This is a genomic window from Bacteroides sp. (genome assembly GCA_036351255.1).
Lineage (GTDB): Bacteria > Bacteroidota > Bacteroidia > Bacteroidales > UBA7960 > UBA7960.
Map to the genome: position 1 here is coordinate 1 of JAZBOS010000090.1, position 22230 is coordinate 22230.

Annotated in this window: 19 protein-coding genes; 11 read left to right on the forward strand and 8 right to left on the reverse strand. The window is 46.0% G+C overall.

Annotated elements, in window-relative coordinates:
• The 5 genes from ftsH to V2I46_08560 all read left to right on the forward strand — a co-directional run.
• A partial coding sequence (gene ftsH / locus V2I46_08540) for an ATP-dependent zinc metalloprotease FtsH (protein ID MEE4177544.1) occupies window positions 1-1458 on the forward strand: 1458 nt, incomplete at its 5' end.
• Window positions 1455-2099, forward strand: coding sequence for a lactate utilization protein (locus V2I46_08545; GenBank protein ID MEE4177545.1), 645 nt, complete (start codon window positions 1455-1457; stop codon window positions 2097-2099). The genes ftsH and V2I46_08545, both read left to right, overlap by 4 nt.
• 23 nt (window positions 2100-2122) lie before the next feature.
• The gene (locus tag V2I46_08550) at window positions 2123-2326 is read left to right on the forward strand and encodes a DUF2007 domain-containing protein (GenBank protein ID MEE4177546.1); all 204 of its coding nucleotides are present in this window, start codon (window positions 2123-2125) and stop codon (window positions 2324-2326) included.
• The gene (locus tag V2I46_08555) at window positions 2323-3141 is read left to right on the forward strand and encodes a phosphatidate cytidylyltransferase (GenBank protein ID MEE4177547.1); all 819 of its coding nucleotides are present in this window, start codon (window positions 2323-2325) and stop codon (window positions 3139-3141) included. Before V2I46_08550 ends, V2I46_08555 begins: the two co-directional genes overlap by 4 nt.
• Before the next feature lie 8 nt (window positions 3142-3149).
• Window positions 3150-3806, forward strand: a complete 657-nt coding sequence (locus V2I46_08560) for a phosphatidylserine decarboxylase family protein (protein MEE4177548.1) — start codon at window positions 3150-3152, stop codon at window positions 3804-3806.
• Window positions 3807-3812: 6 nt separating this feature from the next.
• On the opposite strand, the gene V2I46_08565 is transcribed toward V2I46_08560, so the two are convergent.
• The 3 genes from V2I46_08565 to feoB form a co-directional block, all read right to left on the reverse strand.
• On the reverse strand, window positions 3813-4505 hold the full coding sequence (locus V2I46_08565; GenBank protein ID MEE4177549.1) for a YjjG family noncanonical pyrimidine nucleotidase: 693 nt from the start codon (window positions 4503-4505) through the stop codon (window positions 3813-3815).
• Window positions 4506-4605: 100 nt separating this feature from the next.
• Window positions 4606-6516, reverse strand: coding sequence for an ATP-dependent DNA helicase RecQ (locus V2I46_08570; protein MEE4177550.1), 1911 nt, complete (start codon window positions 6514-6516; stop codon window positions 4606-4608).
• A 265-nt stretch (window positions 6517-6781) separates the two neighbouring features.
• The gene (gene feoB, locus V2I46_08575) at window positions 6782-9304 is read right to left on the reverse strand and encodes a ferrous iron transport protein B (protein ID MEE4177551.1); all 2523 of its coding nucleotides are present in this window, start codon (window positions 9302-9304) and stop codon (window positions 6782-6784) included.
• A gap of 225 nt (window positions 9305-9529) precedes the next feature.
• On the opposite strand from feoB, the gene V2I46_08580 reads away from it, so the two are divergent.
• Together V2I46_08580 and V2I46_08585 are read left to right on the forward strand one after the other, a co-directional pair.
• Window positions 9530-11518 (forward strand): alpha amylase C-terminal domain-containing protein, encoded by a 1989-nt coding sequence (locus V2I46_08580; protein ID MEE4177552.1) that lies wholly within the window; start codon window positions 9530-9532, stop codon window positions 11516-11518.
• Window positions 11519-11521: 3 nt separating this feature from the next.
• Window positions 11522-11908, forward strand: a complete 387-nt coding sequence (locus V2I46_08585) for an SRPBCC domain-containing protein (GenBank protein MEE4177553.1) — start codon at window positions 11522-11524, stop codon at window positions 11906-11908.
• Between the two features lie 365 nt (window positions 11909-12273).
• Here the strand turns inward: V2I46_08585 and ychF are convergent, their stop codons facing one another.
• Complete coding sequence (ychF, locus tag V2I46_08590) at window positions 12274-13359, reverse strand: redox-regulated ATPase YchF (GenBank protein ID MEE4177554.1); 1086 nt, start codon at window positions 13357-13359, stop codon at window positions 12274-12276.
• Between the two features lie 136 nt (window positions 13360-13495).
• Here ychF and V2I46_08595 point away from each other — a divergent pair, with 136 nt between their 5' ends.
• On the forward strand, window positions 13496-14665 hold the full coding sequence (locus tag V2I46_08595) for an RtcB family protein (GenBank protein MEE4177555.1): 1170 nt from the start codon (window positions 13496-13498) through the stop codon (window positions 14663-14665).
• Window position 14666: 1 nt separating this feature from the next.
• On the opposite strand, the gene V2I46_08600 is transcribed toward V2I46_08595, so the two are convergent.
• Window positions 14667-15584, reverse strand: a complete 918-nt coding sequence (locus tag V2I46_08600) for an NYN domain-containing protein (protein ID MEE4177556.1) — start codon at window positions 15582-15584, stop codon at window positions 14667-14669.
• Window positions 15585-15794: 210 nt separating this feature from the next.
• Between V2I46_08600 and hisS the strand changes: the two genes are divergently transcribed.
• From hisS to V2I46_08615, 3 genes are all read left to right on the forward strand, one after another.
• Window positions 15795-17168: a histidine--tRNA ligase gene (gene hisS, locus V2I46_08605; GenBank protein ID MEE4177557.1), complete on the forward strand. Its 1374-nt coding sequence runs from the start codon at window positions 15795-15797 to the stop codon at window positions 17166-17168.
• A 10-nt stretch (window positions 17169-17178) separates the two neighbouring features.
• A complete protein-coding gene (hutH, locus tag V2I46_08610; GenBank protein MEE4177558.1) occupies window positions 17179-18681 on the forward strand; it encodes a histidine ammonia-lyase in 1503 nt (500 codons plus the stop codon).
• A 91-nt stretch (window positions 18682-18772) separates the two neighbouring features.
• Window positions 18773-19210, forward strand: coding sequence for a hypothetical protein (locus V2I46_08615; protein ID MEE4177559.1), 438 nt, complete (start codon window positions 18773-18775; stop codon window positions 19208-19210).
• A gap of 19 nt (window positions 19211-19229) precedes the next feature.
• On the opposite strand, the gene V2I46_08620 is transcribed toward V2I46_08615, so the two are convergent.
• From V2I46_08620 to gcvT, 3 genes are all read right to left on the reverse strand, one after another.
• Entirely contained in the window at window positions 19230-20225 is a 996-nt protein-coding gene (locus V2I46_08620; protein MEE4177560.1) for a zinc dependent phospholipase C family protein, read from the reverse strand.
• A 78-nt stretch (window positions 20226-20303) separates the two neighbouring features.
• Window positions 20304-21044, reverse strand: coding sequence for a 2-phosphosulfolactate phosphatase (locus V2I46_08625; protein MEE4177561.1), 741 nt, complete (start codon window positions 21042-21044; stop codon window positions 20304-20306).
• 71 nt (window positions 21045-21115) lie between these two features.
• On the reverse strand, window positions 21116-22207 hold the full coding sequence (gcvT, locus tag V2I46_08630) for a glycine cleavage system aminomethyltransferase GcvT (GenBank protein ID MEE4177562.1): 1092 nt from the start codon (window positions 22205-22207) through the stop codon (window positions 21116-21118).
• Between the last annotated feature and the right edge of the window lie 23 nt (window positions 22208-22230).

The window sequence follows — 22230 nt, forward strand, 5'->3', positions numbered from 1 at the left end:
GCCAAGATTGAACTGATGGAGATCGTTGATTTCCTGAAGAATCCCAAGAAATATACCGATCTGGGGGGACAGATTCCCAAAGGGGCGTTGCTGGTTGGCCCTCCCGGAACCGGAAAGACTTTGCTGGCCAAGGCGGTTGCCGGTCAGGCGCAGGTTCCTTTTTTCTCGCTGAGTGGTTCAGACTTTGTGGAGATGTTTGTTGGGGTGGGGGCTTCCCGCGTGCGCGATTTGTTTAAACAAGCCAAGGAGAAAGCGCCTTGTATCATATTCATCGATGAGATTGATGCCATTGGACGTGCCCGTGGAAAAAACCCGATGACAGGTGCCAATGACGAACGCGAGAACACCCTGAACCAGCTTTTGACAGAGATGGATGGTTTTGGTACCAACCAGGGGGTTATCATCTTGGCTGCTACCAACCGTGCAGATATTCTTGACCGTGCCCTGATGCGTGCAGGTCGGTTCGACCGCCAGATTCACGTGGAGATGCCCGACCTGGAAGAACGAAAGGCTATTTTTAAGGTTCACATGAAGCCTTTAAAGCTTTCCTCCGATGTGGACACCGATTTTCTGGCGCGCCAGACCCCGGGTTTTTCAGGTGCTGATATTGCCAATGTTTGTAATGAGGCCGCCCTGATTGCAGCCCGGCGAAATAAAAAGTTAGTGGAACGGCAGGATTTTCTGGATGCTGTTGACCGTATTATTGGTGGACTGGAGAAACGAAACAAGATCATATCGCCTTCGGAAAAGAAAGTGATTGCCTATCACGAAGCAGGTCACGCCTCGGTGAGCTGGTTGCTGGAGTATGCCCACCCTTTGGTGAAAGTGACCATTGTTCCTAGGGGTAAAGCCCTGGGAGCTGCCTGGTACCTTCCTGAGGAAAGGCAGATCACAACCTTTGAACAAATGTACGATGAACTTACGGCCACCCTGGGTGGCAGGGCTTCAGAGGAAATTATCTTTGGAAAGATTTCCACTGGTGCGCTGAATGATCTGGAGAAGGTTACCAAACAGGCTTATGCCATGGTGGTCTATTTTGGGCTGAACAAGCGGATCGGTAATGTCAGCTATTACGACAGCACCGGACAGAGCGAATATTCTTTTACCAAACCATATTCTGAACATACCTCCCAGGTTATTGACGAGGAAGTGAGCAAGCTGGTGGAATCGGCCTATCAAAGGGCAAAAGAAATCATTACCGAGAATAAGGATAAGCTGATACAACTGGGAGACTTACTGCTGGAAAAGGAAGTCATTTTCAAGGAAGATCTGGAGCATATTTTTGGCAAGCGCCCCTTTGAACCGGAAGCAGAGACACTGGTTGAACAAAACATTGAATCAGCAAGCCAGCCCCCTGCTGATGCCAATCCGAAAGATGGTCCATCGGCGGTTAGCAATCCTGATCCAGACCCTTCAAAGGGTCTCACCGATCCCGGGCAAACAATAGCGCAGGAATGAAAGAGAGCACCATTAAGGAAAAAGTACTGAAAAAGGTAAGGGATGCCCTGGTAAACCAACAGCTGCCTCCCTATGAAAGCGTTGATCTGGAGAGCCCGGTTCACGCTGCACCCGATTCTGAATTCCTTGATGTATCTTTTGCCGAGTCTTTCTCAAAAGTAAACGGGAACTTTATTTATTGCGCTGACTATGAGGAGCTTAGTAATAATCTTAGAGCCCTTCTGAAAGAAAAGGGCATAGAAAAATTGTTTTGCGGAGAGGAATTTTTTGGTGGTTTCCTTGGTGAAAAAGGAATTGCCTGCATCAGAGACTGTAAATTGATGGACGAATGTCAGGCAGCCTTAACGGGTTGTGAAGTGCTGGTTAGTCGTCTGGGTGCTATCGTGATGAGCAGCAAGCAGGGTGGGGGTCGACGAAGCTTTATTTATCCTCCCGTCCATATTGTGGTGGCCTCCTCACGCCAATTGGTGTGGGACATAAAAGATGCATTCCAGTTTATGAATAAGAAATACGACGGTGTACTTCCTTCAATGATAACTTTTGTGACTGGGCCCAGCCGTACGGCTGATATAGAAAAAACCCTCGTCCATGGCGCTCATGGACCCAAGGAGGTGTACCTCTTTTTGGTCGAAGACAGCTAAGCTTTGGACTTCTTTTATAGAAAATGGAAGATCACTGGCATTTGGTATATAGTTCCACCTATCTTCATAAGGTTGAAATCGTTAAGGCTGTTTTAATGGATTTTGAGATTGAGAGTGTGGTGGTTAATAAGAAGGATTCTTTCTACCTTTTCGGGGAGATTGAGTTGTATGTCCAGCAAGATGACGTATTGAAGGCCAGCCAAATCATTAACAGGGAGGAACTGTGAATAATTTGATACTTAGGACACTTACGGGAATTGTATTTGTTGTGCTGGTTGTGGTGTCCATCATTTCACATTATTATTTCTTTGCAGGCTTGTTTCTTGCAATCACCGTTTTGGGTTTATGGGAATTTTATAAGCTGGTGGAAACCGCAGGCATTTATCCAAACAAATTTGCAGGTATCGTTACGGGAGCTTTTTTGTTTATGTCCAATGCTTTTATTGCCGGCGGGCATGCTGGAAGAGGAATCCTGATGCTGAATTTTGTGTTTGTGTTTTTGATTTTCCTCTTCGAACTATACAGGCGATTGCCTAATCCATTCACCAATATTGCTTTTACTTTTTTTGGGTTACTCTATATTGCCATCCCGTTTTCGCTCTTAAATTATCTACCCAATCCCAACCTCATGCCTCAAACCTATCATTCTGAGCTGTTGCTTGGATTCTTTTTCCTGGTTTGGATGAACGAGACTGGCGCATATTTGGTGGGATCGGCCCTGGGAAAGCACCGGCTTTTTGAACGTATCTCCCCGAAAAAGACATGGGAGGGGTGCATTGGGGGGGGGGTAATGGCTATCCTCACAGGTTTGTTTATTTCGCGCTATTTTATCCAGATTGGAACCCTTGACTGGCTGATCATTTCTCTTATTGTGGTGATTTTTACTTCTTATGGTGATCTTTTTGAATCCATGTTTAAGCGCAGTATCAATGCCAAAGACAGCGGAAGGTTATTGCCTGGGCATGGGGGCATTCTGGATCGTTTTGACGGGGTAATAATGGCTGCTCCTTTTGTTTTTGTCTATTTAATCATTGTATTCTGATTTTGAACATGAAAATTCACCGGGAAGGTTATCCAACAATCGTTTTTGTTGCCATTTTATTGCTAGCTGCAAGGCTAATCCTTCGCTTGTGGTTCCCTGAATCAGGAGCCTGGACCTGGTGGATCTACGGCCCCCTGTTGCTCCTGCTTGTTTTTGTTTTGCAGTTTTTCCGTTCGCCCAACAGGAAGGTCGTTCAGGACCCCTCCATTATCCTTAGCCCTGCCGATGGACGTGTGGTGGTGGTGGAAGAGACCATCGAAAAAGAGTTTTTCAAGGGAAAGCTGCTGCAGGTATCCATATTTATGTCGCCGGCCAATGTTCACCAGAACCGTTATCCTGTCAGCGGGAAGGTCCTTTACAAAAAACATCACCACGGCAAATTCCTCGTGGCGTGGAATCCTAAGTCGAGTACCCTTAACGAACGAACCTCCATAGCTTTTGAAACCCATGAGGGCAGGCAGATATTAATGCACCAGGTGGCTGGTTTTGTAGCCCGAAGGATCGTTTGTTACAGCAAAACGGGAATGGAGGTTACACAGGGAAAAGAACTCGGGTTCATTAAATTTGGCTCGCGTGTTGACCTGTACTTACCCCTGGATGTTGAACCTTTAGTAAAGATAGGGGATATGGTAAAGGGGGGTATTCACCCCATAGCGCGTTTCTGAACTAAATCAGAGAATATTCTTTAGTTCCAACAAGTTGCTGATCCGGTATGTAGGTTCATGCTCTGATACTTCGTCGGGCTGTGCCAGCCACACCTGGTCCATGCATGCCATTTTTGCCCCCAAAATGTCAGACTGGGGATCATCACCAATATAAATCGACTCTTCAGGAATGGCTTTGGTTTTTTCAAAGGCGAAATCAAAGATTCTCCTGTCTGGTTTCTGTGCAGCGGCGTCTTCGCTAACGATAATGTGGGTAAAGTAAGGGTTTAAGCCACATCGTTCAATCTTGATGAATTGAATCTCGTCGAAACCATTGGTAATAATATGAAGTGGGTAGCGGGGATGCAGGTATTCAAGGATTTCAATGGTGCCAGGAACGAGGTTAACCTGCAGGGGGCTTATACGAATGTATTCGGATGCAAACTGACTTGCCAGCCCGTGATTGATGCCGAAGGCCTTCAGGGTTTCTGCAAAACGGGTTACGTTAAGGTATTCCTTGGTGATTTCTTGTTTTTTGTAGCGTTCCCACAAACCAAGATTAATGCCTCTATAGGTTTGGTGAAATTCGGAGAAGCTGCTTACGCCCTGTTCATCAAGCCTGAAGTTTTGATACAACTGAAAAATGGTTTCCCTGTTGTTACGGTCAAAATCATATAGGGTGCGGTCGAGGTCAAAAAAAATATGCCTGTATCTTTGCATATCGCTGGAGTTGTTTTTTTTTATTAATTGCTGCAAAGGTAAGGAAAAGGGCTGAGAAATAAAGTTTTGGCAAGAAGCCTGATGGATGGAAATCACTTGCCTAATCAGCCCATTTCATGGTCAGCTCGTCCTTGAGGAGAATGATCTTATCGTTTTCCATCAACCATTGCACCACCCTGATTACCTTTTCCTCAGATAATGAGGGAGGTATTAGGGCCAGCAATTCCTTTATAGGCATCGGGTTTTGCAGGAGCAAGGGTTTAATTTCCTTTAAAATCAGGTCGAACTCATAATTTGATACGTCGGCTTTGTTGCGTTCGAGACAAACATCGCATTGCCCACAACGTTGCCTGATGTCTTCCCCGAAATAATTCAGCAACAGGATGCTCCTGCATTTGTTTGTGGTCTCAGCATAGCGGAGCATGGCATCGAGTCGTTCCCTGGCAAATTTTCGTCTTTCGTGGTAAACCTCGGGTGAAATCCGCAACTGGTTTTCATGCAATCGCTCTTCCAGGAAGGTGAGAGTAGGCAGATCGTTTTGAGGTTCATATTGCAGGATATTGACCTGTTGGAGCCACTTCAGGCGTTTTACTACCTCTTCCCGACTGATATTCAATCTCTTTGCCAGGTCGTTTTCATTGATTTTAACAAATTCGGTGAACAGGCCTGCATAGGACCGAAGCAAAACCTTTATCAATGAATCGTAAGCCGGGGTAGATAACTGGAACCGATAAAGTTCTTCCTTGTCAATGGTGAAAAATAATTTGGAGGGATTAGACAGAGCCTCAGAGAGGGCAAGATAGCCTTCACGTTCCAGGAAAAGGAGGGCGTTGTAAGTAAGAACAGGATCGAAAGCAAAATTCTCAGCAAAATCACTCATACTGAAAGCCATACGCTGTTCTCTTCCAGCACCAATGGCCAATTGGAAATAATTTCCCAGTGCATTGTACACTTTTTTGATGAATTCAATGGGAGGGAAAGATTGATCGTGGTGGCGTTTTAGTTCAATACTGTCTGATTTATTGAAAAGCAATACGGCGTAGGCTTTTTTTTCATCCCTTCCTGCACGTCCGGCTTCCTGGAAATAAGCTTCAGGGCAGTCGGGGAGGTCCATATGAACGACAAAGCGCACGTTGGCCTTGTCAATGCCCATCCCAAAGGCATTGGTGGCAACCATCACGCTGGTTTTTTCTGCCATCCAGGCTTTTTGTTTCTTGTCACGCTCAGGAGTCGTTTGTCCTGCGTGGAAGAAATCGGCCGGCACCCCATTTCTCGAAAGGAATTGAGCGATTTCCCTTGTCTTTTTCCTGTTGCGCGCATAAACTATCCCAGTGCCTATAACCTTTTTACAAATCCTCAACAACCGGTTTAGCTTATCCTCTTCTTCAAGGACAAGGTAAGCAAGGTTTTTACGCTCAAAACTCTTGCGGAATACCTTAGGATTGCGAAAATCCAGCTTTACCTGGATATCCTTGACCACCTCAGGGGTTGCAGTAGCAGTCAGAGCGAGGATGGGTGTGTTGGGAAGTAATTCTCGTACTTCGGCAATGCGCAGGTAAGGGGGCCTGAAATCATAGCCCCATTGCGAGATGCAATGGGCCTCATCAACGGCCAGAAGAGAAACCTTCATTTTGGGTATCCTCACGCGCAGCAGTTCTGTGGTAAGTCTCTCGGGAGATAAATAAAGGAATTTGATGTCACCGTATACGCAGTTATCAATGGCGATATCAATTTCCATCCGGCTCATTCCATGGTGTACAGCGATGGCTTTTATCCCCCGGTTTTTCAGGTTCTGTACCTGGTCCTTCATCAGGGCGATGAGGGGTGTTACGACAATGCACAATCCAGCGCGTGCCAGGGTAGGCACCTGATAGCAGAGTGATTTTCCTCCCCCTGTCGGCATGAGGGCCAGGGTGTCGTGGCCATCGAGCACTGACTGGATGACTTCTTCCTGCAGGGGCCTGAAGGAACTGAAGCCCCAGTATTTAAAAAGGATGGACTGAAGGTTCAAGGCAGTGTCATTGTGGTTGAATGGATTGCTCAACCGAAAATAACAAAAAATTACCTTCTTTAATGATTTTCTCCCAGATTATCTGGTAAATTGACTTTGGTAAGGAAGGGACAGGAAGCGCAATCGCTTGAGCAGGATCCACAGGGGGAAGCATTTTCATCCCTGGGTCGCTGAATTATTCTGACTACCTTGATAATGGTATAAATGAGAACTATGGTTAATATTCCGATGGTAATGATCCATTGTATCATAAATGCTCCTTTCTTCAGACAAACAGGCCACTGGCCTGGTAAAAAACAAATGAGAAAACCCAGGCGATCAGGGTAGTATAAACAATTGTGAAAAGCCCCCATTTCCAGTGTCCAGATTCCTTGCTGATGGCAACAATCACACCTATGCAGGGGAAGTAGAGCAATACAAAAAGCATAAAACTGAATGCAACCCTTTTATTAAAGACATACTGACCTGCATTGGGACCCTGGGTGTAGGTCTGAGTTTGCAATTTTTCGATCAAAGACTGGCTTTGCGTTTGAACATTCTCGTCGGCCTGATATAGAACACCCAGCGTACTGACCACAATTTCCTTTGCGGCAACTCCGGAAATAATGCTTATGGTCATCTTCCAGTCAAATCCCAGGGGATTCATCACAGGCTGAATGGTTTTACCTATGGTTCCGATATAACTGTTTTCGAGCCTTGAAGTATAACCTCTTGCCGCTGTAAGTTGCAGTTGTTCATCCAGACCCTGGGTCAGGACCTCTTTCTCCTCGGGTGTTAGTGCAGGATTCGAAATGGCTTTTGCCTGGTATTCTTTGCGCAAGGTTTCCTGCTGGACAGTTATTTCCTGCTGGTACTTATTTCCGTGGGGGAAATACCCTAATGCCCATATAATGATGGATGCGACGAGTATTACACCTCCAATTTTCCGGAGATACTGCGCGGCGCGGCTCCACATATGGGTAGTAGTGGCGCGCAGAGTAGGCATGCGGTAGGGAGGCAACTCCATCACAAAAGGTACCTCTTGCGATCGGAAAAGAAGTTTTTTAAACAACAGGGCAACACCAATAGCGACCAAGACTCCGATCAGGTAAATCATGAACAGCATGCTTCCCTGGTTTTCGGGAAAGAATGCGCTGATCAGCAGGACATAGATTGGCAACCGGGCGCTGCAAGACATGAAGGGGTTAATGAGCATGGTCAGGAGCCTATCGTTGCGGTTCGACAGGGTTCGCGTTGCCAGGATGGCTGGCACATTGCAGCCAAAACCCATCAATAGAGGTATGAAAGATTTTCCGTGTAGCCCGATTTTATGCATCAGCTTGTCCATGATAAAAACCGCCCTGGACATATATCCTGTGTCCTCCATCAGGCTGATAAAAAAGAACAACAGTATGATATTTGGAAGAAAGACAATCACTCCACCCACACCGCTGACAATACCATTGACAAGAAGGTCTTTTAAGGGCCCATCACTCATTTTCCCATTCAGTAATTCAGCAATGGCAGTAACCCCCGATTCAATCCATTCCATAGGATAGCTTCCCAATTGGAACGTTGCCCAGAACATGATCCACATGAAAAGCATGAATATGGGGATTCCGAAAACTTTGTGGGTGATCAGGGTGTCGATTACTTCACTGGTTTTACGCTCTTCAGCGGCAGCCTGCTTGAGGGTTTCTTTTAAGGCGCCCGATATAAACCCATATTTCAGGTCAGTAATCACGGTTTCAGGATGTTCGCCGTACTCCTTTTCCAAACGGTCCCTTTCCTGCCCTGCATAGAAGAGAATCTCCTCATGGTTATGGCAGTTTCCCATGATCTTTTTAATGGCTTCCTTATCTTTTTCCAGCAGTTTAATGGCCAGAAAACGTGAAGAAATTCTATCTGTCAGGTATTGGTTGCCCGGAGCATTGATCAGGTCCTGGAGATCCTTGATGGAGCGCTCCATACTGTTGCCATAATTGATGTGGATATGCCTGATGACCGGATTGCGGTCTTCAAAAACCTCTATCACTTTCTCGAAGGTCTCCCGAATCCCCTTCCCTTTCGAACTTACGGTAGGGACAATGGGGATACCGATCATTTTTCCAAGGCATTCATAATCGAGCTGGTCACCTTTGGCTTCAAGTTCATCGTACATATTGAGCACCATAATGACCCTGATGTCCATGTCGATCAATTGCGTAGTAAGATAAAGATTACGCTCGATGCTGGAGGCATCCACAATGTTGATCACAACATCAGGTAGTTTCTCCTGGATAAAATTCCTGACGAAAACCTCTTCTGGGGTATATGCCGAGATAGAATACGTGCCTGGTAAATCAGTAATCCGGAAATGATAACCATTCATACGGAACCGCGACTCTTTTGCGTCGACGGTCACTCCGCTGTAGTTGCCAACCCGTTCTCTTGATCCTGAAGCAAAATTAAAAAAGGTGGTTTTCCCGCTATTGGGATTGCCTACGAGGGCTACGTTGATGGTTTTTCCATAGCGCCTCAGGTTGTTGATGCGATCACGGGTTATGGTACCGTCAAAAGCTTTTTCACCTGCAGGTTGATAATCTTTTTCACGGGCCACTTCAATGAGCTGGGCTTCGCTCCCACGCAAAGAAACATTGTATCCCATGACACAATATTCGATGGGATCGCGCAAGGGGGCCTTCTTGATGACTTCGACAGTTTTCCCGACAACAAAACCCATTTCAATGATCCGTTTGCGGAAAGCGCCCCGTCCTTTTACCTTCAGGATAATGCCCCGTTCACCGTTTTTCAGATCATTCAGCGTCATTATTGTGTAAGCGAAGTTAGCTTTATTTAGATTGAATTAAAATTATGCAAAGGTATGTTTTTTTGGTGCAATGGCAAGTGACGACAGGGGGTAAATAATGTAAAAAACCCTAAATGTTATTGAAAAAAGCCTGGGTAAAACTACCCTTGGTTGAATAAAAAAGTTTATGTTTGATAAAGAATTTTGGTTTGACTGCCTTATTTTAAACCAGTAACCCTCCCGCCCATGCTAACGCCTGATTTTGTTAAAAAAGATCCATTCCTTGAGCCGCACAAGTATAAGATTGTAAGCCGCCTGCGCAAGGCTTACCAAAAAGAAAAGGAACTGACGGGCGAAGGCAAGCTGGGTGACTTTGCCAATGGCTATAATTATTTTGGTCTGCACCGCACACCAGAAGGCTGGGTGCTAAGGGAGTGGGCACCCAACGCCAGCTGCATATACCTGATTGGCGATTTTACTCAATGGAAACTGGAGGAATCTTATAAACTTCAGCCCATTGGCAATGGCAACTGGGAGCTCAACTTGCCTGACGGTGCGATGAAACACCAGGACCTTTACAAGCTTTTCATGTGCTGGGAAGGTGGATCGGGCGACCGTATCCCGGCTTGGGCAAATCGAGTGGTACAGGACCCGGTCACTCATCTATGGAATGCCCAGGTCTGGAGTCCTGATGAGGAATATCAATGGAAAAACGCACTGAAATACGACAAAAACTTTTTTCCACTGATTTATGAAGCACATACCGGGATGGCCACCGAAGAATATAAAGTGGGCACTTGGGAGGAGTTTCGGGTAAATGTTTTGCCACATATTGAAAAGGCTGGCTATAATACCATCCAGCTGATGGCTGTCCAGGAGCATCCGTTTTACGGCTCTTTTGGATACCATGTCAATAGTTTTTTTGCTGCTTCCAGTCGTTTTGGCACGCCAGAGGATCTAAAAGCCCTGGTTGACGATGCTCATGGCAGGGGTATCAGGGTCATTATGGATATCGTTCACTCCCATGCAGTAAAGAATGAGGTAGAAGGTATAAGCCGTTATGATGGCACCTATTATCAGTTCTTTCACGACGGTCCGCGCGGCAATCACCCTGCCTGGGACAGCCGCTGCTTCGATTACGGGAAAGACAGTGTGTTACACTTTTTGCTTTCCAATTGTAAATTCTGGCTGGAAGAATATGGCTTTGACGGGTATCGTTTTGACGGGGTGACCAGCATGCTATACCTGGATCACGGACTGGGAACGGCGTTTATGAGTTATGACCAGTATTTCAACGAAAACCAGGATGAAGATGCCATTACTTACCTGTATCTTGCCAATAAACTCATCCACGAAATAAAACCCGGTGCCATCAGTGTCGCTGAAGAGATGAGCGGAATGCCGGGTCTGGCCACTTCACAGGCCCTTGGCGGACTGGGATTTGATTATCGCCTGGCCATGGGGGTGCCCGATTACTGGATCAGAACCATTAAGGAGCAGCGCATACAGTTCTGGCACGTGAGCGAAATGTTTAACCAGCTCTCAAACAAACGCTGGGATGAAAAAACGATACATTATGCCGAGTCTCACGATCAGGCCCTGGTGGGTGATAAGACAATCATTTTCTGGCTGATGGATCAGGATATGTATTTCAATATGCGGGTCGACCAGCAAAACCTGACCATTGACAATGGGATGGCCTTGCATAAAATGATTCGTCTCATTACCCTTGCCACTGCTGGCAATGGCTATCTGAATTTTATGGGGAATGAATTTGGGCACCCTGAATGGATCGATTTTCCCGGAAGGCACAACAATTGGTCGTATCACCATGCACGAAGGCAGTGGAGTTTAATGAAAGATCCCGATCTCAGATATCATTTGCTGAATGCTTTCGACCAGGAGATGATTGGCCTGATCCGAAAAGAAAAACTTTTGTTGTATCCTGAGGTGAATCGCTTGATGGAACATGTCTCGGATCAGATCCTGGTCATCGGGCGTAAGGAACTTGTGTTTGTCTTTAATTTCAATCCGTTTGATTCCTATACGGATTACCCGGTCAAGGCTCCTTCTGGAGACTATTCAATGGTGCTGAATACCGATAACCCACGGTTTGGAGGCTTCGGTCGTATTGATGAAAAGCTGGTCTATTCAACCCATTCGGATCCGAATAATCAGCGACTGATGTTGTATATCCCTGCCCTGACTTCATTTGTGTTGAAAAAGAAAAAATAAGCCATGTCGAAAAACCTTAAATTGTATCGGAAACTAAAAGCAACCCCTGAAGAGGTTTACAGGGCTTTAACCAATCCATTGACTATTGAGCTCTGGAGCGGTGAGCCCGCCATAATGAGCGAGGAACCCGAATCAGAGTTCAGCCTGCTTAATGGAGAAATCACTGGCCGAAACATAGAATTTGAGCCTGAAAAAATGCTGAAACAACAGTGGTATTTTGAAGGCGAGGAGGAAGAATCCATTGTTACCATCAAACTCTTTCCCGAAAAGGGAGGAACGCAGATTATGGTTTTGCACACAGGCATTCCTGAAGAGGCTTTCGATAATATGGTGGAAGGCTGGAAGGAATATTACCTGGATGCCCTGCAGGATTTTTTTGAAGCTTTATAATCCTTAAACATTTCATTTTATATGGTTGAGGCGTTCATTAATATGCCTCAAATGCCATTCCCTTTCACTTTTTTGTCCCCAATAAAAAAGGCCACATTTACTTTGGATTTGGTTAAAGATCGGGTTTCGGATAGGGTTAATACGGAGTTTATACGGTTTAAACCGTATAAACTCCGTATTAACACCGGTTAAACTATGAGCCAGGATTAAGGTTACAGGGTTCCGGCTTAATCGCTCGAGACTTTTAAGGCACTGTCAGTGAATGCGTTTGAAAGAAATTTAACAATTAAAAGGCCAGGGCAAAAAAAATGACTGCTTCATTGTTTTGAAGCAGTCATTTTTTGTATTTCGTCAGGAATTCTTTTTTAAACGTTAAATCTTACATGGAAGATATCGCCGTCTTTTACCACATAGGTTTTGCCCTCGATGTGGAACTTTCCGGCTTGTTTGCAGGCGTGTTCTGAGCCAAGCTCCACGAAGTCTTCCCAGCGTTTTACTTCCGCACGGATAAATCCCCTTTCCAGGTCAGAATGGATAACCCCAGCCGCCTGGGGGGCGAGGGTTCCTGCACGGATGGTCCAGGCCCTGACTTCCTTGGGGCCTTCAGTAAAGAAGGTGTGCAGGTTGAGGGTATGGTACGCTGCCCGTATGAGTTTGTTTACCCCTGGTTCCTTCAGGCCCATGTCTTCCAGAAAGGCCATCCGATCCTCTTCGCTGTCGAGCTGGGCGATCTCGGCCTCTGCCTTTGCGGCAATGACCAGCATTTCTGCCCCTTCCTGCTCAATGGCCGTTTTGACCATTTCGGTGTAATTGTTGCCATTCGCCGCTGAGGCTTCATCCACATTGCAAACGTAAATCACCGGCTTAATGGTCAGAAAGAAGCAGTCGTCAACCAAAGCCATTTCGTCATCCTGGAAGGGAAAGCTGCGGGCTGGTTCACCGTTCTCGAAATGGTCCTGAATTTTTTTGAGCAGTTCAAGTCCTTTCTTTGCATCTTTTTCGCCCACCTTCACCAGTTTCTCAACGCGCTGCATCTTCTTCTCCAGGGTTTCCAGATCTTTGGCAATCAGCTCCAGGTCAATGGTTTCCTTGTCGCGCAGGGGGTTTACGCTTCCCTCGATATGCGGCACATGGACATCATCAAAGCAACGCAGCACGTGGATGATAGCATCGGTCTGGCGGATCTCGGCCAGGAACTGACCGGCACCTTTCTGGGTAGCTCCGCCTTTGGTAAGGCCAGGGATGTCGATGATCTCAACAGTGGTCCGGACCACCTTGGCTGGCTTCACAAGGGCTGCGATGGCATCAAGCCTCGGATCGGGTACTTCAATCTGACCGAGGTTAGGTTTCCCTGCCATGTGGGTATCAGCTTCACGACCTCTTGATAATGAGTTAAAAAGCGTGGTCTTGCCGCTTCCGGCCATCCCCACCATTCCACAGTTTAATGCCATTTTTGCTTATTTTTTTAGTGCAGTGCAAAGGTAGCAATTCTGCCCTTCGGATTGAAGTCAGCAAGCCTTATTCTGCAGCAGCTATGGGAAATTTTGAAAAAATGCACTATCTTCATTCTTTCAATGTACGAAAGCAATGATCCGGGAAATCAAAGACGAGCCGCTACCGATCAAACTCTGGCTTAACGATATTGAGGCCGGGGCCCTTGAACAGGCCAGAAACCTGGCACGTCTTCCGTTTGCCTTCAGACATATAGCCCTGATGCCGGATTGCCATCAGGGATTTGGCATGCCCATTGGAGGGGTGCTGGCTACCAGGGAGGTTATCATTCCCAATGCCGTTGGCGTTGATATTGGATGCGGGATGTGTGCAGTGCAGACTTCCTTGGAGGAAGTGGATGTAAAAACCCTCAAAAGCATACTTTCAGGCATTAGGGCCCTGATCCCTTTGGGTTTTAAGCATCACAGCAAACCCCAGGATGAAAGCAGGATGCCTTTCAGGGAAAGCTTGCAGGAAATGCCGGTGGTGAGCCGTGAATATGACAGCGCAACCCACCAGATCGGCACCCTGGGCGGAGGAAACCATTTTATTGAGATCCAAAAGGGTTCGGATGGGCAGATATGGATCATGGTGCATTCAGGGAGCCGAAACATCGGCAAACAAGTGGCTGATTATTATAACCGCCTGGCCATAAAACTGAATGAGCAGTGGAAAAGTACTGTTCCCCGCTCTGTTCAGTTGGCCTGGCTACCTGTCAATAGTGTTGAAGGCCGGCAATACATTGCTGAAATGGACTATTGCATTGATTTTGCCCTTTCCAACAGGCGGCTGATGATGGACAATATCCTTTCGGTCTTTGAAGGGCATTTCAAAGGGAAATTCCGGGCCGCCCCAATGATCAATATTGCCCATAATTATGCAGCACCAGAGAAGCACTTTGGGCAGGAAGTGATGGTTCACCGTAAGGGAGCCACCCGGGCAAGCCTGGATACCACGGGGATCATTCCTGGCAGCCAGGGCGCAAACAGCTATATTGTAAGAGGGAAAGGCAACCCGGAGAGTTTTGAAAGCTGTTCACATGGTGCCGGAAGAAAAATGGGACGCAAGGAGGCGATCCGGTCTCTTAACCTGAAACAGGAAATTGAAAAACTTGACCAAAAAGGGATTATTCATGCCCTGCGAAGGCCTGGTGACCTGGAGGAGGCTTCCGGTGCTTACAAGAACATAGAAATCGTAATGAAAAACCAGGATGACCTGGTGGACATCCTGGTTGCGTTGAGGCCCCTCGCCGTGATCAAGGGATGACCTAATTGATTTTTCTTACGTTCTTGGCAACATCCTGTCCGTTATACTTTTTCTCCACCGAAAACTCCACTTCATCACCTGTTAAAAGCTCGTTGAAGTCAACGTTCAGGACATCCGTATAATGGAAAAACAAGTTATTGTTGGGATATTTAATGAACCCATATCCATTTTTCAGACTGAGAATTTCACTGGTTTTCACATCTTCCAGGTCAATCCGGTTAAATTTGTCATCGTCGTCGGTAGTGGTTGGCGAGTTAAATTCTTCCTGGACAAAGAGTGAATTGACTAAGGGGTCATTCTTTTTAAGACGGCTGTCAATAAGTTCGTGCATCTGGATGGGGTAGGAGACCTCTTCGAGCAGATGCTGCGACGTGCGGGTCACCATTTTTTGTCCTTCGTCGTTGGTAAATTCGAAATCCCAGCAAAGAACCATAACCCTGACACCGAGGCCATTGACCTTTCGTATGAGCGGAACAAAGTCCCCATCAGAGCTGATCAGCACCAGCACATCGATTTTCCCGGTTCTGGCTATTTCATAGGCTTCCAGGGCAAGATAAACGTCAACGCTTTTCTCCTCGCGTTTCCCGTAAAAGTTCTTCAGGGGGAAATAATGGGTTACAACGCCCTCAGACATCAGGATGTCATCAAAAACCCTTTCGTAATACAATTGATTGCCTCGCTGAGAAGCTTCCTGGGCGCTGATGCGGCCGCGGAAATAATGCGCATCCACAATATGGCAAAGATTATAATCACCTCCATCTTCTGCAGCCACCTGCTGACGAATAAATTCATGCAGTCCTGCAATGCTTAGCCTGCGTTTGCGGGGATGAACGTAATTGTAATAATTGCTGACATGTAAGAAATAATTACCATCATAAAATACCCCGATCCGCGTCAGGGGACTTTTTACATTACTCATGAAAGATTACTTTACAATTAATAATAGGAGAATAATGAAAAGAAACTTATCTATTACTTAATAACAATTAGAAATAGCTAAAAAAGACTATAATCATAAAACAAAATTAGGAAAATTTGTTCAAATCTATTTATCACGATGGATTTTATTTTTTGGCTGCCCTTTTTGGAAAAAGGGCTTAATTTTGTGGCAATTATTAAGATAGCATATATGGCAATTCAAAAACCAGGGATTCCGAAAGGTACCCGTGATTTTTTACCGCTGGAGATCGCAGGCAGGGAGATGATCTTCAATACGATTCGCAGGATTTTTCAATTGCATGGCTTCAAGCCCATTGAAACCCCTGCGCTTGAAAACCTGTCGACTTTGCTCGGAAAGTATGGGGAGGAGGGAGACCGGTTGATATTCAAAATATTGAATTCAGGCGATTTTGCATTAAAAGTGAATGAAGATCTTTGGAATGAGCGTGATTCAGGCAAATTATCCTCTCGTATTTCAGAAAAGGGGCTGCGTTACGACCTGACGGTTCCTTTTGCCCGCTTTGTGGTGCAGTATCAGAACGAAATTACCTTTCCCTTTAAGCGATACCAGATCCAACCGGTTTGGCGTGCCGACAGGCCGCAGAAAGGCCGCTATCGCGAATTTTTCCAGTGCGATGTGGATGTGGTTGGGAGTGATTCACTGGTTAACGAGGCTGAATTTTTGCAGATCATTGATGAGGTTTTTGGCAGTCTTGGTATTCGGGTCATGATCAAGTTGAATAACCGTAAGATCCTGGCTGGCATTGCCCAATACATCGGTTTTGAGGAAAAACTGACGGATATCACGGTGGCCATTGATAAAATGGAAAAGATCGGGCTGGAGAAAGTTAAGGAGGAGTTACTTGACCGCGGGCTCAGCCGCGAAGCTATTGAGAAATTGCAGCCTGTACTGTTACTTGAGGGTTCTGACCATGAAAAGCTCGCTGCGCTTTCAGAGATTTTGAAGTCCTCAGAAACAGGCAAAAAGGGAATTGAAGAAGTTCGTGAAGTGTTTGAGATAATTTCCAGTACCCCACTGGGTTGTAATCTGGAATTGGATCTTACCCTTGCGCGTGGCTTGAACTATTATACGGGGGCCATCATTGAGGTGAAAGCCCTGGATGTTGCCCTGGGAAGCATTTGTGGCGGAGGCAGATATGATGATCTCACCGGAATATTTGGCTTACAGGGTACTTCCGGAGTAGGTATCTCTTTTGGTGCAGACCGCATTTATGATGTTATGAAGGAGTTGAATCTCTTTCCGGAGGGAATGGGATCATTTACCACTTTGCTTGCCGTAAACTTTGGGGAGCGTGAACGGAATTATTGCCTCCCATTGCTTCAGAAGCTTAGGTTACATGGCATCAGTTGTGAAATGTATCCTGATCCCGCAAAAATGAAAAAGCAAATGCAGTATGCCGATAAAAACGGAATTCCTTTTGTATTGCTTGCCGGTGATAGTGAAATCAGCCAGGGACTTTATTCACTCAAAAATATGAAGACCGGGGACCAGCAGCAATTGCCTGCTGCCTCAATCATTCAAATGCTTACCCATCAACCGTAATATTTCAATAATGGAAACCCATCATATCAGCCCTCAACGAATCACCCTCGACACTTTAAAAAGCATTCTTCAGAAAGAAATGAAGCTGGATTTATCTGAAGAATCCAGACAAAGAATCATTGCCTGCCGCAATTACCTGGATGAAAAGATCCGTCATCAGAATGAACCCATTTATGGGGTTACCACGGGTTTCGGGTCGTTATGCAACCACAGTATTTCCCGACAGGAACTGGGAACATTGCAGAAGAACCTGGTGATGTCGCATGCCTGTGGAATGGGAGAGGAGTTGTCGCCCGACTTGGTAAGGCTGATGTTAATCCTGAAGATCCAGTCGCTTTCATACGGACATTCCGGAATACGATTGGAAACGGTGGAACGCCTGATCGATTTTTTTAATTATGATATCCTGCCTGTGGTTTACAGCCAGGGTTCTCTGGGTGCTTCCGGTGATCTGGCCCCTCTGGCACACTTGTCTTTGCCTTTGTTGGGCCTTGGAGATGTGATCTTTGAAGGCCAAAGAATGTCTGCAGCCGAAGTATTGAAGCTGAAGGGATGGCAACCGCTGGAACTGGCATCCAAGGAAGGCCTTGCACTGCTTAACGGTACCCAGTTTATGGCTGCCATCGGGAGTTATTGCCTGATGAAGGCAAGGGAATTGAGCCTTTGGGCTGATTTTACAGGTGCCCTTTCCCTTGAAGGGTTTGATGGTAAAATTGAACCTTTCCTGGAGCAAGTCCACCTGGTAAGGCATCATGAGGGACAAATTGAAACCGCAAGGCAATTCAGGAAGATACTGGAAGGAAGCCTTCTGATCAACCAAAAGAAAGGCCATGTCCAGGATCCCTATTCGTTCCGCTGCATTCCCCAGGTCCATGGGGCTTCAAAAGATGCCATAAGCTATGTGTGCTCAGTCTTCGAGAATGAGATCAATGCGGTTACCGATAACCCCACCATTTTTCCGGAAGGGGATTTAATCATATCAGCAGGCAATTTTCATGGACAACCTTTGGCCATAACGCTTGATTTCCTGGGTATTGCACTTGCAGAATTGGGGAATATTTCCGAGCGCAGGGTGTATCGGCTGATCTCCGGGGCGCGCCAATTGCCATCCTTTCTCGTAGCACATCCCGGCCTTAACTCAGGCTTTATGATCCCCCAATATACTGCGGCTTCCATTGTGAGCCAGAATAAACAATATTGCACGCCGGCTTCTGTTGATTCCATTGAATCAAGTCAGGGCCAGGAAGACCACGTTAGCATGGGTGCCAATGCTGCCGTAAAGACATTGAAAATTGTTGACAACCTGGCTAAATTGCTGGCTATTGAACTACTGAATGCCAGCCAGGCTATGGAATTCAGGGATGCCAGAAAAACTTCTCCAGTTCTTAAGAAACTTCTTAAAGATTTCCGGCAAAAGGTTCCCTTTGTGGAGGATGATGTGGTTATGTATGCCGAGATGGGAAAAGCATTGCAATTTATAAAAGAAAAGGATCCATTAGATTATCTTGTTTAGTCTAAATAATTTATTTTCTTATAAATGCTAATCATTCTTTGGTAAGCATTCAATAAATTATTAAATTTGATACAACCAATTCCATTGTATCATGACTGCCGAATATATTCATTCCTACCAGGAAAGGCCACTGCAATATAAGGTATTGTGTGTGATGGCATTTATTTTTGGGGGCATTACCCTTGTTTTCTCGCTTTTCTTCTTGATCCTTGGCGGGATTCAGAACGACCTGCTTGAGTTTATGCGTCCTGGTATCTTGCCTCCAAATCTGGTGCAAGTGGCTGGACTGATCTATTCCATTGTTGCTTTTATTTTGTCGGTTACAGCTTTTGTCGGTCTGATACAGATGTGGAACCGGGTTGAAGTGGGATACTGGATCTTTTCTATCTCTATGCTTCTATTCCTGGTGTTACCGTTTATTTTTCTGAAAGTTCCATTTTTGTGGCTGTTTAAGACCCTTTCTCCATTTGTTGTGATTACCGGCATTTTTATTTTGCTGTTTTATCATAACAGAAGGTTTATGGAATAGCTTATCAACCGGGAAATGATTATTCCGGATTAGGTCTTCCTGCCGGCTCTTTTGCTTCTTCCCATTCTTTCCGTTCTCGTTCAAGGAGCTTGCGAAATTTGCGGCTAATTCCTTTATCTTCCAGTGCATACAGGTCTGGTTGGCCTGCATTTACCCAGGCTGTATACCAAAAATCACCAACGCACTTGACGGCGAGCCGCATCTGGCGCTCTACCATTTGGTTCATTTCCTTGTGCAGGGCCAAAGTAAACTCCCGCGAATAAACCCGCGATAGGGCCTGCCCCCGAACCTCATACGAGAATACCTGGTCAGGTGAGAAATTCTCAAGCATCAGGTCATAAGCCTGAAAAATTGAATCTACCATTAGATGACTCATCTTTACCAGTTCCCATGCCCTTTCAAGGGGCTCTTCAATTAATTGTGCCCTGCCCACCAAATAATCGAATGAATCAGAATGTGATAACATTTCGGGTATTCGGCTTTCCCAGAGTGCATGGATGCCTGCCTGTTCAGGTCTGACGCCATTGTAATGCATGGTTGTATGAAGGGGTGTGCAGGCATCCGCGATATAATGTCCAATGTGGGCAGCCTGGTAAAGGATAAGATCGGGGTCCCGTTCCTCAAACGCGTATGTTAACCTGATCAGCATCAAGTAAATATGCCAGGGCAAAACGCCGTTATGAACCAAAGTGCCCTCTTTGTATTTTTCAATGGCTTGCGTCCAGTGACGGGGCAATGAATCGAAAGGAGAGCTGCCATATCTTTCAATATCTATATAATGGCGTTCAGCTTCTCCCGGAATGGCAAAAGCTTTACGATCAGGATCTACCGCATGCTCCGAAAGGTATTCTATGTTCTTTTTGAAGAAGCCCACCATTTCAGGCGGGAGGGTAAATACCGCCAGCCGGTTAATCTTTCGGTGTGCCACAAAACCAAACCCCATACTTCCCAAGGGAGGGGTCAGGCTGAACAAAATAAAGAATAATACAGGAAGGAACTTTGCCCCGCGGTGCATGTCTTGAACGCTTTACTTTGACCCCTAAATATAGGGATTTAAGCAATTGCTGTCAAGTCTTTTAAGCCATCGAGAATTTTAGTGTGCACTCACCAGCTCTTTGCCGCGTAAAACGGGCACTGCAGTGGTGAAGTCAGCCGAAAGCGAGAATTCAATGATATCATCCAGCCCCATTTTACGCAACCTGTGGCGATGCGCTGCTTTTTCAACATAGCCCATTGGATTACCTTTGGCAAGCAACCACAGGTCAGCACTGGCAATGGCTGCATCACACATAGTATAATAGTCGCCCCGCCCATTATTTAGAAGGTGCTCAACAAGCGCTCCGGCAAACAGGGTGTCTTCCATGCTGAAGCGGTTTTTCCATCCCGCACAAAAGACCACTAAAGGCTTTTTTAATTCCATGATATAATCAGCAACTGCCGTTAGGTTTATAAAGGCACCTATGACGACGTCATTGTTTCCGTGAGCTACCGCTTTTATGGCCTGCGTGCCGTTTGTCGTGTTAATGACAATGGTCTGGCCTCTGAGGGAAGGTTCCAGAAAATTAAAGGGAGAATTGCCAAAATCAGCACAGTCCAGCTTTTTCCCATCCCTTTCGCCTGCTACAATATACCCCTTCTTTTTGTATTCCTCACTTTCACTAATCTCAGCAACGGGGATCATACTTTTTACCCCATTGTGAAAGGCAGCGCAAATGGCTGTACTGGCCCTGAAAATATCAGTGATGACCACCACGGAATCATCACGGTCATAAAGCGGCCACGAAAGGGGAGAGAAGCAAACTTCTATGCTGTATTTCCCATCTTCGCTATACATAGTGTATGTTTTGAAAATAAAACAACCCCTGCTGATCAGGACCAGCAGGGGCCTTATTTCATTCAATTATTTTATCCTTTGTAAAAAGGTAGCTTTACCACTTCGGCTTTCAGGGCTTTTCCCCGGATATCAAGGAAAATTTCTGAGCCAGCTTTTGCAAAGGAAGGTTTCACATAACCCATTCCAATACCCACCTTCAATGATGGGGCCATGGTACCCGAGGTAACCTCGCCAATGGTATTGCCTTCTCCATTCAGAATGGCATAGTGTTGCCTTGGAATACCCTTGTCAACCATCTGGAAACCCACCAGTTTACGATCCACGCCTTCGGTTTTTTGCTTTTGCAGGTTTCCCCTGTTGATGAAGTCTTTGCCATCAGCAAACTTGGTGATCCAACCAAGACCGGCTTCAATGGGGGAGGTGGTATCATTGATGTCATTTCCATACAGACAGAAGCCCATCTCCAGGCGGAGGGTGTCGCGTGCAGCCAGGCCAATGGGTTTTATCCCGAATTCTTCCCCGGCTTCCAGAACGGCCTCATAGATCTTCAGGCCATCCTTATTTTCAAAATAAATCTCACAACCTCCCGAACCGGTATATCCCGTAGTGGAAAGGATTACATTTCCAACACCTGCAAATTCAAGCACCTTAAAGGTGTAATAGGGCATATCCTCAATGGGTTCTTTGGTAAGCTTCTGCATGGCTTTAAGGGCAAGGGGGCCTTGGACAGCCAATTGTGAAATATCGTCTGATGCATTGGTTAATTTTGCTCCAATGCCTTCATTTTGTCTGGTAATCCAGGCCCAGTCCTTGTCAATGTTGGCTGCATTAACAACCAGCAGATATTTTTCTTCATTGAAACGATACACCAGGAAGTCATCCACAATGCCCCCCTGATCGTTTGGAAAACAAGTATATTGCACCTTGCCATCCGTCAGTACTGAAGCATCATTTGAGCTAACCCGCTGAAGCAGCTCCAGGGCTTTGGGCCCTTCTGCCCAAAACTCGCCCATATGCGAGACATCAAAAACGCCCACCCCTTTCCTTACCGTTTCGTGTTCAGCATTAACGCCTTCAAATTGCACGGGCATGTAAAAGCCAGCGAAGGAAACCATCTTAGCACCCATGGCTTCATGCTTCTCTTTAAATACAGTCGTCTTCATGAATATGAATTTATTGATAATAT